Below are 16,430 nucleotides of genomic sequence, written 5' to 3'. Positions count from 1 at the left end.
CGTACCCCTTCCGGCAGAGGGGTCTCCGATCTATATTAAGGGGGCGGAAAGAGAAACGGAGGAGAGAGGGACGATCCTTTGGAAAAGAGTCGTGAAATAACTGCTCATCCCCCCTTTCTCGACGGGAGGATGGTGTAGAATTTACGCATGAAAAAGAGAAGGGTGTTTCAGAGGGGGCCGAAGGGTCTCAGACTTTGATATTCAACTGCTGGATCTTGTTATAAAGCGATCTGCGGCTGATCCCGAGAATTTTCGCCGTCGCCGTTTTGTTCCCCTTCCGGTCTTTCAGCGTGCGGATGATGAGGGTCTTCTCCGCGTCTCCCAGGGAGGTCCCCACGTCGAAGACGATTTTATTGTTGGGAACGCTCTTTAACTGGAACCGCCGGGGAAGGTACTCGGGAATGATGACGTTGCGGGGGGTCAGCAGCACCGCGCGCTGGATGACGTTCTTTAACTCGCGGACATTCCCCGGCCAGGGATAATTGACGAAGAGGTCGAGCGCCTCGGTGGAAAACTCGGTGATGCTCTTTTTGTATTTTTCATTGTACTCGTGCAGGAACTCGCGGGCCAGGAGCGGGATATCTTCCTTGCGCTCTTGGAGCGACGGCAGGCGGATGATGAACCCTTCCAGACGAAAATAGAGGTCTTTTCGGAAGGTCTCTTTCTGAACGGCCGCCTGCAGATCTTCATTCGTGGCGCAGAGGATGCGGACATCGACATGGATCAGATCTTTTCCTCCCACCCGATAGAAGGCTTTGTCTTCGATCGCCCGCAGCAGGGTGACCTGCGTTTTCTGATCCATCGTCCCGATCTCATCGAGGAAGAGGGTCCCGCCGTCGGCGCGCTCGAAAGCGCCCGAGGCCTGCGCATGCGCTCCGGTGAAGGCCCCCCGCTCATGCCCGAAGAGCTCGTTCGAGACCAGATCGGGGGTCAGCGCGCCGATATTCACCGGAATAAAGGGGCCTTTTCGGCGGACGCTGGCATTGTGAATGGCGCGCGCGACCAATTCTTTCCCCGTGCCGCTCTCTCCGATGACCATGACGGAGAGGTCGGTTTCCGCGGCGAGCCGGATCATCTTGAACACTTCCATCATCGGCTCGCTTTTACCGATGATCTCTTTCATGGAGAATGCTCCTTCCATTCGATCGTTCTTTTCTTCTATCATCAATGAAATCCTTCTCTCGACCGCCGATTGATCTCGGCGGTCCTCAGATGGCACGCGACAAAATGCTCCGGCTCCGCTTCGATCAGCCGGGGCGCTTCTTCCGGACGGTGATCGCAATGCGGCCTGAAGGGGGTCTCCGGCGCGCCGGGCCGCTCCTGTTTTTTCCGAAAGCGGGGATCGGGGACCGGGACGGCCGAGAGCAGCTCCCGGGTGTAGGGGTGAAGGGGATGTTTGTAGAGGACCTCGCTTTTGGCCAGCTCCACGATGATCCCCAAGTACATGACGGCGGTCCGGTCGGCGAAACTCTCCACCAAAGAGAGATCGTGCGCGATGAAGAGATAAGAGAGGCCGAAGGTCTCCTGAAGGTCGGCGAGCAGCTCCATCACCTGCGCCTGGACCGAGACGTCGAGGGCGGAGACCGGCTCATCCGCGACCACCAGCTCGGGGTGGAGGATCATCGCCCGCGCGATCCCGATCCGCTGCCGCTGCCCTCCCGAGAATTCATGGGGGTAGCGGTTCAAAATGGACGGCCCGAGCCCGACCCTTTGGAGGATCGACGCCACCCGCTCCCGCCGCTCCTCCCGTGAAATGGAGAAGTGGATGTCGAGCGGTTCCGCGACGATGTCCAAAATGGTCATCCGCGGATTGAGGGAGGCGTAAGGGTCTTGAAAGATGATCTGCAACTTCTGGCGCATCCGCCGCATTTCCTCCTTCGGAAGGGTCAAGAGGTTTGTTCCGTTGAAGTAGACCTCTCCCGAGGTCGGCTCGGTCAGACGGAGGATCGATCGGGCCAGCGTGCTCTTGCCCGAGCCGCTTTCGCCGACCAGGCCGACGGTTTCCCCCTTCCGGAGGAGCAAATCGACCCCGTCCACGGCGGGGTGAACCCCTTCCTGCCGTTTGAACAATCCCCCCTTGTGGATCGGGAAATATTTTTTGAGTCGTTTGACTTCGAGCAGCATAATTTTAAGGTGAAGCTTTCAGCGGTCAGCTTGAGATAAATAAAAGCGTTGAAGAAGATAGATTAAAAGATCGGTTCCTCGCTGACGGCTGATGGCTGACGGCTGAAAGCTTCCTTTCTCTTTTTGGACCACTTCTTCGTTTCGCCCAGACGGGGGACCGCCGCCAGGAGCTGCCGTGTGTAGGAATGCTGCGGTTTTTCAAAGAGAGAGAAGACATCGGAGGTCTCCACCACCCGTCCTTCTTTCATCACCACCACGCGTTGTGCCGTCTCTGCGATGATACCGAGATTATGGGTGATTAGCAATACGGCCATCCCGATCTCCTCTTGCAATTTGCCGATGAGGTCGAGGATCTGCCGCTGGATCGTCACATCGAGCGCCGTCGTCGGCTCGTCGGCGATCAAGAGGTCCGGTCGCATCGCCAGCGCCATCGCGATCATCACCCGCTGCCTCATTCCGCCGGAGAGCTGATGCGGGTACTCCCGAACCCGCCGCTCGGGGGCGGGGATCTCGACCTTGCGGAGCATCTCGATGGACTGGTTCATCGCCTCTTTTTTCCCGACGTTTTCATGAAGAACGATCCCTTCCGCGATCTGCTCGCCGATCGTCAGGACCGGATTGAGCGAGGTCATCGGCTCTTGAAAGATCATCGAGATCCGATTCCCGCGGATCTTCCGCATCTCTTTTTCCGGAAGGGCCAGAAGGTCTTTCCCTTCGAAGAGGATTTTCCCCCCGACGATCTTCCCCGGCGGATCGGGAACCAGCCGGAGAATCGAAAGGGCGGTGACGCTTTTTCCCGATCCGCTCTCTCCTACCAATCCCAAGGTTTCGCCCCGGTGAAGATCGAAGCTCACCTCTTCCACGGCGGGAACAACCCCTTCCATCAGATAGAAGTGGGTCTTGAGCTGCTGGACTTGCAGGATCGGCTCCGGCATTCGGGTCTCCATGGTTGTCGATTCGTGGGGGCGGACCGATGTGTCCGCCCGGTCTTCCGTCCGGGTAGGGCGCACACGCAGGTGCCCCCTACAGTTGGAACCGTCCTTCCTCTAAAATCTCCTTCACCCGGTGAAGAAAGGCGTTTCCGGTGGCGCCGTCGATCACCCGGTGGTCATACGAGAGGGCGAGGTACATCATCGGCCGGACGGCGATCGACTCGTTTCCGTCGACGTCGATGACCATCGGCCGCTTGACGATCTCCCCCATCCGGAGAATCCCGACCTGGGGTTGAAAAATGATGGGCGTACCAAATAAGTTCCCTTCCCTCCCTGGGTTTGAGATCGTAAACGATCCGCCGGTGATCTCGTCGGGACTCAGCGTCCCCTTGCGCGCTTTCTCGGCCAGCTCGGCCGCGGCCCGGGAGAGCCCGGCGAGGGACATCTCGTGGGCCCGCCGGATAACCGGAACCATCAATCCTTTCTCGGTCTCCACGGCGATCCCCATGTGGATCTCCTTCCGGATAACGAGGCTGTCATCGACCACGGCGGCATTGAGGGTCGGATAATCGCTGATCGCCTGAATGGCGGCCGAGATAAGGAAGGGGAGATAGGTCAGATCGGCGCCGGTTTGCTCTTTGATCGACCCCTTCTTCTCTTTTCGCAGCCGGACGACTTTCGCCATGTCGACTTCCGCCACGGTGGCGACGTGCGGCGCGGTCCGCTTGCTGTAGACCATATGTTCGGCGATCATCTTCCGGAGGCGGGAGAAGGGGATGACCTGGTCTCCTTCTTTCGGCTCGTACCGCGGGATCTTGAACTCTTTGAACCGGAGCGTTTCGGCGGGGAGCGGCGCGGCCGGTTTGGGCGCCTCGTGAGAGGGGCGAGAGGGGGCCGGAGAAGCGGGCGCGCGCTGTTCCTCGGCGGGCTGGGTTTCCTCCTCTCCGACGTAGCGGAGGATGTCTTGCTTGGTGATCCGGCCGCCGAGACCGGTTCCCTGCACCTGCGAGAGATCGACCCGGTGTTCCTCGGCCAGCTTCCGGACGAGCGGGGAGATCCGCCCGATCTCCGCATCTTCTCGTTTCGCTTCGCCTCTCTCTGATTTTTCCGCCGGTTTTTCCGGAGAAGGCGCCGTCGTCGGAGGGCGTTCCGTCTCCGGGGGACGGCCCGGCGTCGTGGCGGGAGGGCGTTGCACCTCCGGGGGCTTGGCCGCTTCCTTCCCCTCCTCTTTCCCGTCTCCGATGACGGCGAGCTCGGCCCCGATCGAGACGGTCTCTCCCTCGGGGACGTAGATTTTGGTCAAGGTTCCGGCGCCGGGAGAGGGGATTTCCACGTCGACCTTATCGGTCGAGATCTCCGCGATCGGCTGGTCGGTCTCGACCTGTTCCCCCTCCCGGACCAGCCACTTCGCGACCTTCCCTTCGACAACACTTTCTCCCATTTGGGGCATGATCACTTTGGTAGACATATTACCCTCTGAATATGTGGGAGGGACATTTCTGTCCCGACCGATCTTTAATAAGCCGCCAGCGTCCTCGCCTTCGCGACGATCTTATCGACGTTCGGCAGAATGAACTCTTCCAGCGGGGGGCTGAAGGCATAATGAGTGTCTTCCGACGTCACCCGCATGATCGGGCCGTCGAGTGATTCGAAGCACTCTTCGGAAAGTCGGGCGGAGATCTCTCCGCCGATGCCGCCGGTCCGCCGGTCTTCATGGATAATGACGACCTTGCTCGTCTTCCGGACCGATCGGAAAACCGCGTCCCAATCGAGCGGCCGAAGCGATCTCAAATCGATCACCTCCACGCTGAGCCCATCCTCCTTCTCCAGCCGCTCCGCCGCCGCGAGTGAAGGATGGACCATGGCGCTGTAGGTGATAAAGGTCATCTCCGATCCTTCGCGGCGGAGCGCCGCTTGGCCGAGGGGGACGATGTAATCCTCTTCGGGAAGCTCTTCCTGAATGCGCCGATAGAGATATTTGTGCTCGAAGAAAAGGACCGGATCGTTGTCCCGGATCGACGCCTTCAAAAGCCCCTTCGCGTCATAAGCGGTTGCCGGCGCGACAATCTTCAGACCGGGGACGGAGAGAAAGTAGGATTCGGGGTTCTGGGAATGGAAAAGGCCGCCATGGACCCCCGCCCCGGAAGGCCCCCGGATCACGATCGGGACCTGCGCGCCGCCGCCGTGGCGGTACCGGAGGGTTCCGGCCATGTTGATGATCTGATCGTAGGCGCAGGAGATGAAATCGGCGAATTGCATCTCCGCGATCGGCCGCATTCCCAAGACCGCCGCGCCGATCGCCGCGCCGACGATGAGCGATTCGGCGATCGGCGTGTCGATCACCCGCTCCGGCCCGAATTCTTGTAGAAAGCCCTCGGTCGCCTTGAACGCACCGCCGAGGATGCCGACATCTTCCCCCAGAACGAAGACATTTTCGTCCCGCTTCATCTCCTCGAACATGGCATCGTGAATGGCTTTGATATAAGTAGTTGGCATTGTTTGAAAATCGTTATTCGTGAAAACGTGGTTCGTTAATCGTGTAGGTCTTTACGATTAACGAATCGCGAATAACAAATAACGCCCCTTTGATTTAAAATGGATTTGCATAAAGGTCTTCAATCGCCTCTTTCCCCTCCGGCCAGGGGCTCTCTTCGGCGAATCGGACCGCTTCGTCGGTGATTGCTTTGACCTCTCTCTCCGTGTCGGCCTTCATTTGATCGACGTTGTACCCCTTTTTCTCGAGATAAATTTCAAAGCGCTGGATCGGGTCGCGGCTTTCCCATTCGATCAGTTCGTTTTGGGGCCGATAAAAGGGCTGGTCATGCTCGCTGTGGCCGTGATAACGATAGGTCTTGCATTCGATCAAGGTCGGCCCTTCTCCTTCGCGCGCCCGCTCGACGGCGGCATGGGCGGTCTTCATCACGGCGTGGAGGTCGTTCCCGCTGCAGACCGCTCCCTTGAAACCGTATCCTTCGGCGCGGATGGCGACATCTTCCACCGCCATCTGCATGTTCTGGGGGGTCGAGTAGGCGTAAAAGTTGTTCTCGCAGACGAAGAGGACCGGCAATTTATGAATGCCGGCGAAGTTGAGCGCTTCGTGAAAGTCTCCCCGGCTGCTCGCCCCCTCGCCGAAGAAGGCCACGGCGACGTGCGATTCTTTCTTCATTCTAAACTTCAGCGCGGCGCCGGCGGCGACCGGCAGGGTGGAAGCGAGCATGCTGGTCGCCCCGAAGACCCCCCGCGACAGGTCCCCGGCGTGAAGAAAAGAATCTTTTCCCTTCGAGAGTCCGGTTTTTTTCCCGAAGAGCTGCGCCATCAGGCGATTGGGATCGACCCCTTTGACGAGAAAAGCCCCCATGTCCCGATGAAGGGGGGCGATAAAGTCCTCCCGGCGCAATCCGTAGCAGACGCCGACCACGATCGCCTCTTGACCCCTCCCGGAGTAAACCCCTCCCAAAATTTTCCCCTGGCGATGGAGCTTGGAGACGCGATCTTCAAACTCGCGCGTCAGCTTCAAATAAAAATAAAGCTCCCGATCTTCCTTGTTTTCCATAAAATTCACCCTAAATTTTGATGTGACTCCATTCTAGCACAAATGGGTGGAGACCTTGTAGAGAGGGCCGAACGGGGGCGCTTCGTCGGATCGATTCTGGAAGTTGCCGGTGGGCCAGTAGGAAAGAACAAGATCAATGGCGGTAGAGACGTCCCGCCGGGACGTCTCTACAAGGAACGTATGTAACGTGTTGAACACGCACGCGCGTCGCATGGTTCGCTTTCACTCACGATGTGAGCAGAGGCGCTTCGCGCTTCATTCCTGTGGGCACATTCCTCGCAGCTTGCTGCGGGGAGTTTCAATGGAGGGGAACGGGATCGGACGAGGGGGGCGCCGGATCGGATCCGGCGCCGCTCGAATTCTCGCCGCGGATGAAAGGGCTGCTCCGTGCAAGGTGGATTCGGCACGGAACGGGTCTCTCCAAGATCATGTATCCGTTTGTTTTGAGGAGACGGTCGGCCGGGCACGGATACAATTTATTTTCAATGTCGGTTTCTTTATAAAAGGGTGAAGGACCTTCCAAACCCTCCCTTTGGAGGCGTGACGTCGGGAGAGGGATCTTGATTCCGACGGAGGCCGGGGTACGAAGGCCCGCGCGATCGAATCGCGGATCGATCTTTGCTGTCTGGACCGCTTCTCAGGAAAGGATGTCAGCATGGCTTGCTCGATCAAAAGTAAGTTATCAATTCAATATTTGTGTTCATCGAGATAAAAAGTGGTTATCTCCGATTGGTGACGATCAACGGGTCGATGATCTCACCACAGTGGATGCAACGGAACACAAGGAGCGATCCTTGTTGCGTATAAATCACTTCCTTATACATCAACCCTCCACATTTCCTACAAGTCATTCTCCCCTCCTTCGCTGGATGATCAAGATTCGTTAAGCGTCATTCCTGCCGCATCCGGCAGATCTAAAGTGCGGCCTTGCACCTGTTTTATCGAATTGCCCCTTGGCGCGAATATGCGCTAATAAGAAAGAGAGGCTTTGATGTAGCCGTACTCCGATGAAGATTCTGTGTCTGTATATGAAAATGATCGGTCGTGATTCTCCCTGCCGATGGTGCCGATCCAATCCCTGAGCAGCCATCCGACCCTTCCGCTGCACATCGGGCAGAAAGGGTTTTCTCGATCGTAGATCTCGTCGCAATCCAAACAGATTTTCGCTTGTTTGATGTTCATCATCCCTCCTTTGGTTTCGCAGTACGGTTGGAATGAACGGAATGGGTTCCATCCTAACGGCACGGGCAGAGCTCTTTGATCTTCTTTTTGATCTTGAAGAAGCTGGCGGTGTTCATGATATAAGCCTCCGAGACCCACCAGAGGTTTTCATCGCCGCCGGTGTCGTAGGCGGACCAGATCACGACCGGCGGGGAGGCGTTTCCTTCACGGAAGCAGCGCAAGACATCGGCGCTGTCGATGTCCGACAAAACCGTATCGATCAACACGATGTCCGGGAAGTCTTGCCGATATTTAGAGAACGCTTTTTCGCTGCTATCGGCGAGGGAGGCCTCGTATCCCTCTTCCATCAATTCGGCTCGAAGCAACTCTCCGATATAGTTCTCTTGGCTGACGACCAGGATCTTCTTCTTCATCATGGCTCTACCCCGTTTCTCTGTTGGGCCTGATCCCCTTTGGGATTGCCTCGATGGCTTCAGAGCGACGCCATCCTTTTATGCGTTAAAGAATAAGGACGAATAGACGAATATCCTAAACCGCTTTGCTTTCGGCCACGGCGTAGGGGATCTCCTCCCGTCCGGCCTCTTTCGCTTCCTGAAAGGGGGTCTTGCCGATCTTCTGAAGCGTTTGGAGGACCCGATGGCTGCTCCCCCAGTCGCTCCAAAAGACCCCCTTCACTTCCAATACGGCGATCTGATCGGGACAGCGCTCGAAGATTCCGCGCGAGAGGGTCGCCGACTCCATCGTGCGGTATTCCCGCTCGATGGTCGAAAGCTCATGGACCGTTCCGATCGCCCCCCTGATCCGCTCGAAGCGCTGCCAGATGCCGTGCAGGTACCGCTGGGTGAGGGCCAGCAGGGTGGAGGCTTTGAGCACCGAGACGAAGGTGTTCCAGAGGTAGCCGCTTTCATAGAAGGCCACGGCGGCTTCTCGGTCCGGTTTTTCCAGAAAACGGCCGACCTTCCGGGCGCCCATTTCGTCGGCGTTCGGCAGCGGATCGCCCGGAGCGATCCAGCCGTACTCCACCTCGGGGCCTTCGGGCTCGATGCCGAGCAGCGCGATCTGCTCCGGGTGGCGCTGCACGACCTGATCGGCGGCGGCCACGTAGCGCATAAAACGATCTTCCTCCTGGATAAAATGATCGGAGGGGAAGAAGGCGATCCGGGCTTCCGGGTCTTCTTTGAGGATATAGGTCATCGGCAGCAGCGCGCCGGGGGCGGTTTCACGGTTGTAGGGCTGAAAAACCAGGGAACGGTCCGGCAGGCTCGACAGTTGAGAGCGGATCTCCTTGATGTGGCTCGGGTTGACCACGATACGGGTGCGCTCGGGGGGGATCATCTGCGCCACCCGATCCAGCGTATGCTGGAGCATGGAGCGCTTTCCGGTAAACGCGATATACTGCTTCGGCGAGCAGAGCCCGTACGAAGACCGAATGAACTGGTTCATCCGCGTCCCTTCTCCCGCCGCCAATACGACCGCCCATAAATTTCCCTTCTCAGAATTTACATCACGCATCAATATCCTCCCTTCTTTGCGTTGTCGCAGGACAAACCATTCCGCCCCGATATAGCGTTTACGAAACAGCCGACTTACGCGGCATGCGTTAAGGTCAGCGTCTTTTCCGGTTCTTTCGGTTCTTTCGGTGAACTTTGGCTCAGGCTGAGTGTTTTCAATGATTGGAGATCCTTTATATGGATATTCCCTTTACTCTTGTGGATAATTCCCAATTTTTGGAAACGGTTGAGAATCATGGTCGTCGTCTCCCGGGTGGTTCCCGCGAGGCTGGCCAGAATCTCATGAGTCAGTCGGAGCTGGATGGAAGAGGGAGGAGCGGCGGGAGATTTCGCCTGTTTTGTCGCGAAGTGAATCAGCACTTTGGCCAACCGGGAATGAACCGGCGCGTAAAAGAATTGAAGCAGCCGGTTCTCCGATTCACATCTCCTCGTTCCGATCAACCGCATGATGCCGAGCGTGAAGAGGGGATTCTGCTTCAGCGGTTCGGACAACAGATCGGTCTTGAGGCTGATTAAGACCGATCTCTCGTAGGCCACGGCCATTTCAACGCGCGCCATCTCCCCGGCCATGCTCAATTCGCCGAAGGTCTCTCCGACATGATAAAGGGACGAGGTAAATTCTTTTCCACTCTCCATCAGGGTTGCGATCCGAATCGACCCGGAATGAACCAGATAAACCTGATCGCTCGGATGCCCCGGGAGGTAGATAGACTTACCCTTCTCAAAAACAAGGATCTTAGACTTGGAATGAATTGTTTCCAATTCATGATGGGATAGGACTGAATAGGGGTCACAGCTCTGAATAAACGGAAGCAAATCTGCCTTTTCCATATTTACCTGGGATGAAAGTGGTTTCATAAGATGCGCAAAAATATGCGTTATGCCTGAAAAACATTTCCTATGTTCAGGCAACCCTCAACTAATGAATTGCTTAAAAGTTTAGGAAATTGTGAAGAAACCAGACTTTTATGAAAAACTAGTAATGCTATTGAGCAAGATCAATGCCAGTAGGAAAAATGCTGTTTTTTGGCAAAAGGGTTATCTAGATGACACCTTTTCTGTGGATAAGGTGTGGATATGTGGTGGGAGTGTAATGTATCGTTCAATCAAATTGAAAAAATGAACGGAGTGTTTAGTATTCTACGGTGAAGGTCTTTCGGAAGAATTCGGTGAGATGATATTTCTTGATCTTTCGGTCGAGGGCGGGTCTTGATATTCCTAAAATCTCGCAGGCTTTTCCTTTGTGTCCCCCGGTGTGGCCAAGAATGTTTTGGATATGCAGCTTTTCAATCTCGGAAAGAGAGGCGATGATATTTCGGGGCTGGGTAGAGGCCGGTTGCTGGGTAAGGGGGAGAAGCGAGAGGGACTCTTCCAGAATCACGTTGCCCCGGGTGAGGACGACCGCCCGGGTGAGGACGTTTTCGAGCTCCCGGATATTGCCGGGCCAGGGATAGTTCATCAAGACATCCATGACCTTGGGGGAGACGCCGTTGATATTCTTATGGAGGTTCGTGCTGATCTTATTGAGAAGATACTGAACGAGGTGCGGAATGTCTTGCATCCGCTCCCGGAGGGGGGGAACTTTGATGCTGATGACCTTCAATCGATAATAGAGGTCTTTCCTGAATTTTCCGACCTTGATCAGCTCCTCCAGGTTTTTGTTGGTCGCCGCAATCACCCGCACGTTCGCCTTGATCTTCTCTTTCCCGCCGACCCGCTCGAACTCCCGCTCCTGAAGCACCCGGAGCAATTTCGCTTGAAGGTGAATCGACATATCTCCGATTTCGTCGAGAAGGAGGGTCCCTCCCTCGGCCATTTCAAACTTCCCCTCTTTCTTTTGGATCGCCCCGGTGAACGCTCCCTTTTCGTGGCCGAACAGCTCGCTTTCCAGAAGGGTCTCGACCAGCGCCGAGCAGTTGATCCCGAGGAAGGGGGTGTTGTAATTGGCATGATAGTGGATGGCCCGGGCGATCAGCTCCTTTCCGGTTCCGCTTTCCCCCTCGATCAGAACGGTCGCGTTGTTCTCCGAAGCGATGGCGATGGTTTTGAAGATCTGGAGCATCTGCGGCGTTTTTCCGATGATGTTGCCGATTTTCATCGAGGAGAATTCGTCCGACATCGGTCCGAGCGATGACCGTTTCAGGGCGATGATCCCCTTGATCTTTCCGATGACGGCGTTCAGCTCATCGATATTGATCGGCTTATTGATGTATTCGAACGCGCCCGACTTCATCGCCTGGATCGTCGTGTCCATATCGATAAAGGCGGTCATGATAATGATGAAGGTGTTGTCGTCGATGGAGCGGATCTCTTTGAGGACCGACAGTCCCGTCATGTCGGGGAGCCGGTTGTCGAGCAGGATGATTTGGGGAGCGAACGTCTTCACCTTGTCGAGACCCTCGCGTCCCGTCAATGCGGTTTGGACCTCGTATTTTTGATACTGAAAGTGGAGAGACAAAAGCTCGCAGTTGGACGGATCGTCGTCGATCACCAATATCTTTTGCACGTTCCCCCCCATCCTTGGAGACGCACCGGCGCGTGGTGCGGTTACGGTAAGATCTTCGGATTTTCGAAGAACACAATAGACATTAAGCGAAAATAGTAGCAAAGAGCAAATACAAAATTCAATCATTATATGCTTGAGATCCCGTGCGGCGCTATGACAGATCGCAAACCGGTTCACCCTTGGGGCCCCGCCGGAGGTCTCTGCGGCGGCAATACCTTCTTGCTCTCATCTATAAAGGCCCCTATAATCGGGGGATGAAGAAGTATATCTTGAGGGAGCCACCGAAGCAGGCCGCGCTCGATTCCTTTCGGGCGGCCTACCAATCTTCCCTCAATGAACAGCAATTTCAAGTCGCCACCGCCCCCGACGGTCCCGCCTTGGTGATCGCCGGAGCGGGGAGCGGCAAGACCCGGACCTTGATTTACCGGCTCGCCTGGCTGGTCCACTGCGGGGTCAAACCGGAATCGATCCTCCTGCTGACCTTCACCCGCCGCGCCGCCCAGGAGATGCTCAAGCGGGCGGCGGAATTGCTGGATGAACGATGCCGGCGGGTCTCCGGGGGGACGTTCCATTCGGTCGCCGCCGCCATCCTCCGCAGATACGGCAAAGCGCTCGGTCTCTCTTCCTCGTTCACCATTCTCGACCGCTCCGACGCCGAGGATGTGATTCAGCTCCTCCGCGGCGAACTAGGATTGTCGGAGAAGGGGAAGCGCTTTCCGAAAAAGGGAACCCTCTCCGATCTCTTCAGCAAGGTGCAGAACAAACTGCTGACCCTCGATGAAGCCGTCGAAGCGGAGTATTACCACTTCACCGATCAGATCGAGCTGATCCGCTCCCTCTTTATACGTTACCAAAAATACAAGACCGACCGCCACCTGGTCGATTATGACGATCTTCTCGTCGATCTTTATGCGCTTCTTTCGGAGCACGCGTCGATCCGAGAAGCGCTGGCCGAGCAGTATAAACATCTCTTGGTCGATGAATATCAGGACACCAACAAGATCCAGGGGGAGATCGTCCGTCTTCTCGGCCGGGACGGCCGGGTGATGGCGGTGGGGGATGACGCCCAAAGCATCTACTCTTTTCGCGGGGCCGATTTCCAAAACATTCTTCGCTTCCCGCAGTTTTTTCCGGGAACACAAGTTTACAAGCTCGAGGAGAATTACCGGTCGACCCAGGCGGTCCTCGATCTGGCCAATACCGTGATCGCCGAGTCGAAGCAGCAATACCCGAAGCGCCTCTTTACCCGGAAGCAAGGGGGGATGAAGCCGGCGCTGGTGCGGGCCCAGGAAGAGTCGGAGCAGTCGCGGTTCGTCGCCCAGAAGATCTTGGAACTGCGGGAGGAAGGAATCCCCCTTTCCGAAATCGCCGTCCTTTTCAGATCGAGCTTCCATTCATTCGATCTGGAGATCGAGCTGGCCCGTCGCAATCTTCCCTTCGAGAAGCGGGGCGGTTTCAAGCTGGTGGAGACGGCGCATGTCAAAGATGTGATGAGCCATCTTCGCATCCTGGCGAATCCTTCCGACGCGGTCAGCTGGAACCGGCTTCTGCTGTTGATTCCGGGGATCGGGCCGCGGACGAGCCAAAAGATGATCGCGAAGATGCTACAGGAGGGGAGGGAGGCGCTGCGGGGGTTCGCGCGGGGCGCGCAGGCCGAACCGATCCAACGCCTGCTGGAGATGTTGACGCAGGCCGAAGGAGCCGATTCGGTGACCGGCCGGATCGAGCGGGTGATGGAATATTATCTCCCGCTGATGAAAAACAAATATGACGACCACCCCAAGCGGACGAAAGATCTGGAGCACCTGCTGCTCATTTCAGAGCGGTATCGGAATCTTTCCCGGTTTCTCTCGGACCTGGCCCTGGAGCCGGACGCGTCGATCGTCGACGTGGCGCCGGCCGACGCAGATCAAGAAAAGCTGGTCCTCTCCACGATCCACTCGGCCAAGGGGCTCGAATGGCGGGTGGTCTTCATTCTCTGGGCGCTCGACGGCTATTTCCCGTCGATCTACTCCTTCACCCATGAGGCGGAGCTGGAGGAGGAGCGCCGGCTGATGTATGTCGCCATCACCCGGGCCAAGGAGCAGCTTTATCTTTCTTACCCGATCCGGGTCTTTCATCGCGCCAGCCATGCCGTTCTCACGAAACCTTCCCGATTTATTGAACCGGTGCCGGAGGAGATTTTGGAGCCGTGGGTCTTGTCGGAGGAGGGGTAAAGGGGACGGAAGAGAACGCAATAATTGAAGGAAATCGTTTCGCCGTCAAAGCGGATGTTGCCTTAGAATCTCCTCAACGACAACATCGCTGACGACTTCGTGTCCGTATTGATTCCAGTGGTAATCGGTTTCGGAGTTGAATTTTTTATGATCTTTTTCCCAAATCTCGTTGAGTCGGTCGGTGAGGTCTACCGCATGGAGGGACAGCGTCCTGCATGTTTCTAAAAGCGCTCTATTAATTTGGTATGTTTTCGTGTTCTTAGAATCGAGATTGTCATAGATCGCCTGCCTGTTGCCGTCGATCAGGACGAGAACTTTTATCCGATGCAGCACGGAAAGTTTTTGAATTTCGTGAAGGAGGTGGTCGAGCAGTTCATTCAGCAACCGATCGTTCGATAGGACGGCGGAGTTTGTATCGACATTCGCTTCATACTGTCTTACATCGCCGTATAAGAGTTGTTTGAGCAAATTTACTTTCGCCGGCAATTCCAGATTGAGCACCATAAATCGAATCAAAGCGGAGTTTCTTGCCGCTTTTTTCAGGTTCAGATTGGATGCAGGATGGGGCGGCACTTCAACGAATTGATCTCCGCTTTTCGTAAGGGTCCAATTATCTTTTCTGCCATAGCCGTATAATGCTTCATCGAGATCGTTGTGAACGAGATTAAAAATCACCATGTCCGGTTTATATTGAATGGCTTCTTTGAAAACATGAAGGTACTGGACCATATTTGCGCCGGAATGTCCGAAGCTGTAGGTCTGGAAAACGGGCTTATCGGCTTTTGCATTTAATTTGGCTTCGGCCAGGTATGGGAATGACCGTTGGTAATCGACTTGAAACGCCTCGACATAAGAATCCCCGATGACGGCGATTCTAAAAACGTCGTCTTGTTTATCTGTTGTATAGTCATAGGGAGAATTCCACCCGCTGGTGTTGATCCGATACTCCGACCTTTCAACCCCGCCGGGTCCTCTGGTAATGACCCCTTTTTGATTGGGTACAAAATGATTCCCAAGGGTCGGGTGAAAAAAAGTATCGGGAACGTCGCTCACCGGCAGGGCCGTTCGTGCGAGCAATTCCAGCAAGACGAGCAAACCGACCATTGTCGGAAAGGTGACAAGCGCAATGTTTTTGCAAAAGTTTAGAAACCGTTTCATCGACTCATTTTGGGTCGGATTGGGCCGCGATTTTATCGGGGTCGATCATCGAAAGTGAAGCGGGACGAATAGAAGTTTAACGGACATCCGAAATCGGGTCAACTATGGCAGTGATTGGACCACGGGTAGGATACAAAGAGTCGATATGAGTAATCCGCTGATTTCGTTTTTAACCGGTCTTGGGTCGCGGCGTGTCGTCGAGACCGTTCTTCCGAGGCGCACGTTGGAAGAAGTCGTCCTTCCGCCTCAAACCCGGCGCACGCTGGAGCAGGCGCTGGCCCAAGTTCGGAATCACGCCCTGATCTTCGGCCGCTGGGGCCTCGGCGAGCGCCATACGGCGGGACGCGGCTTGGTCTTCAGCTTTGCCGGGCCGCCCGGAACCGGAAAGACGGTCTGCGCCGAGGCGATCGCGCATGCGCTCGGCCTGAAGCTTCTGATCGTCAACTATGCCGAGGCGGAGTCGATGTGGGTCGGCCAGACGCCGAAAAATATCGTCGCGACCTTTCAGGCGGCGGCGGAGCAGAATGCCGTTCTTTTTTTCGACGAGGCCGATGCCATTGCGACCCGCCGCTCGGCCGGCGCCCCGACGCCCCATTCCCGCGAGATGAATTTGACGGTGAACGTGCTTCTTCGCGAGCTGGAGTCGTTCAACGGCATCGTGATCTTCGCGACCAACCTTGCGGCCAACTTCGACCCCGCTTTCGAGCGCCGCATCCGGACCCATGTGCTGTTTGAAATGCCGGGGGTGGAAGAGCGCGCGCGGATCTGGGAATTGCAGATTCATCCGAAGAAGACCCCGCTGGCGCCCGACGTCGATTTCCGCCGCCTCGCAGAACGTTATGAGCTGAGCGGCGGCGACATCAAGAATGCCGTTATTAAGGCGGCCTCCGGCGCGGCGGCCGAGCCGGGCGCGGACCTCGGCAAGCGGATCCATCAGCGCCATTTCGAATCGGCCGCGGAAGCGGTCCGCTCGGCCAGGGGGATCATGCAGCAATCGCTTTTTACCGAGGAGGAGGGCGCCGCCTCCGATCCGGTGAGCGCATGGCTCAAGATGCAGGCCCGCTGGCAGACGACGATTCTTGTGGCGATCGGTCTTTCCGGCGCCGCATTGGTGGCCGCGCTGGTGGCCGTCGCGTTGGTTATCCTGCATTAACGCCTTACCACGCCTGAAAAAACACCTGATCATCACTCTCTTGCACTCTCTTCTTCGGAGGCGCCAAGGTAAGCGCGCCGCCAGCCGCCGATCAC

13 protein-coding genes are annotated in these 16,430 nt (G+C 56.4%); 2 read left to right on the top strand and 11 right to left on the bottom strand.

The genetic code is table 11. The features are described 5' to 3' along the window. Positions 1–187 precede the first annotated feature (187 nt). From MNODULE_RS13280 to MNODULE_RS13230, 10 genes are all read right to left on the bottom strand, one after another. Positions 188–1,165: a sigma-54 interaction domain-containing protein gene (locus MNODULE_RS13280; protein WP_168060556.1), complete on the bottom strand. Its 978-nt coding sequence runs from the start codon at positions 1,163–1,165 to the stop codon at positions 188–190. After that, entirely contained in the window at positions 1,165–2,124 is a 960-nt protein-coding gene (locus MNODULE_RS13275) for an ABC transporter ATP-binding protein (RefSeq protein ID WP_168060554.1), read from the bottom strand. The genes MNODULE_RS13280 and MNODULE_RS13275 overlap by 1 nt, the downstream gene beginning before the upstream one ends. A gap of 62 nt (positions 2,125–2,186) precedes the next feature. Continuing rightward, positions 2,187–3,059 (bottom strand): ABC transporter ATP-binding protein, encoded by an 873-nt coding sequence (locus MNODULE_RS13270; RefSeq protein WP_168060552.1) that lies wholly within the window; start codon positions 3,057–3,059, stop codon positions 2,187–2,189. An 88-nt stretch (positions 3,060–3,147) separates the two neighbouring features. Beyond that, the gene (gene sucB, locus MNODULE_RS13265; RefSeq protein ID WP_168060550.1) at positions 3,148–4,524 is read right to left on the bottom strand and encodes a 2-oxoglutarate dehydrogenase, E2 component, dihydrolipoamide succinyltransferase; all 1,377 of its coding nucleotides are present in this window, start codon (positions 4,522–4,524) and stop codon (positions 3,148–3,150) included. Positions 4,525–4,571: 47 nt separating this feature from the next. Next, positions 4,572–5,552, bottom strand: a complete 981-nt coding sequence (locus MNODULE_RS13260; protein ID WP_168060548.1) for an alpha-ketoacid dehydrogenase subunit beta — start codon at positions 5,550–5,552, stop codon at positions 4,572–4,574. A gap of 94 nt (positions 5,553–5,646) precedes the next feature. Next, on the bottom strand, positions 5,647–6,609 hold the full coding sequence (locus tag MNODULE_RS13255) for a thiamine pyrophosphate-dependent dehydrogenase E1 component subunit alpha (RefSeq protein WP_168060546.1): 963 nt from the start codon (positions 6,607–6,609) through the stop codon (positions 5,647–5,649). A gap of 1,235 nt (positions 6,610–7,844) precedes the next feature. After that, positions 7,845–8,207: a response regulator gene (locus tag MNODULE_RS13245; RefSeq protein ID WP_168060542.1), complete on the bottom strand. Its 363-nt coding sequence runs from the start codon at positions 8,205–8,207 to the stop codon at positions 7,845–7,847. 112 nt (positions 8,208–8,319) lie between these two features. After that, a complete protein-coding gene (locus MNODULE_RS13240; RefSeq protein WP_168060540.1) occupies positions 8,320–9,303 on the bottom strand; it encodes a sugar phosphate nucleotidyltransferase in 984 nt (327 codons plus the stop codon). Between the two features lie 74 nt (positions 9,304–9,377). Further along, on the bottom strand, positions 9,378–10,133 hold the full coding sequence (locus MNODULE_RS13235) for a Crp/Fnr family transcriptional regulator (protein ID WP_168060539.1): 756 nt from the start codon (positions 10,131–10,133) through the stop codon (positions 9,378–9,380). 301 nt (positions 10,134–10,434) lie between these two features. After that, entirely contained in the window at positions 10,435–11,808 is a 1,374-nt protein-coding gene (locus MNODULE_RS13230) for a sigma 54-interacting transcriptional regulator (RefSeq protein WP_168060537.1), read from the bottom strand. Positions 11,809–12,062: 254 nt separating this feature from the next. Between MNODULE_RS13230 and MNODULE_RS13225 the strand changes: the two genes are divergently transcribed. Further along, positions 12,063–14,024, top strand: coding sequence for an ATP-dependent helicase (locus tag MNODULE_RS13225; protein WP_168060535.1), 1,962 nt, complete (start codon positions 12,063–12,065; stop codon positions 14,022–14,024). Between the two features lie 45 nt (positions 14,025–14,069). Here the strand turns inward: MNODULE_RS13225 and MNODULE_RS13220 are convergent, their stop codons facing one another. Then, positions 14,070–15,182 (bottom strand): SGNH/GDSL hydrolase family protein, encoded by a 1,113-nt coding sequence (locus MNODULE_RS13220; protein WP_168060533.1) that lies wholly within the window; start codon positions 15,180–15,182, stop codon positions 14,070–14,072. Between the two features lie 145 nt (positions 15,183–15,327). Here MNODULE_RS13220 and MNODULE_RS13215 point away from each other — a divergent pair, with 145 nt between their 5' ends. Further along, positions 15,328–16,335, top strand: coding sequence for an ATP-binding protein (locus MNODULE_RS13215; RefSeq protein WP_168060532.1), 1,008 nt, complete (start codon positions 15,328–15,330; stop codon positions 16,333–16,335). Positions 16,336–16,430: the final 95 nt, after the last annotated feature.

Source organism: Candidatus Manganitrophus noduliformans, from assembly GCF_012184425.1.
GTDB lineage: Bacteria > Nitrospirota > Nitrospiria > SBBL01 > Manganitrophaceae > Manganitrophus > Manganitrophus noduliformans.
This window is presented reverse-complemented; position numbering and strand designations above follow the sequence as displayed.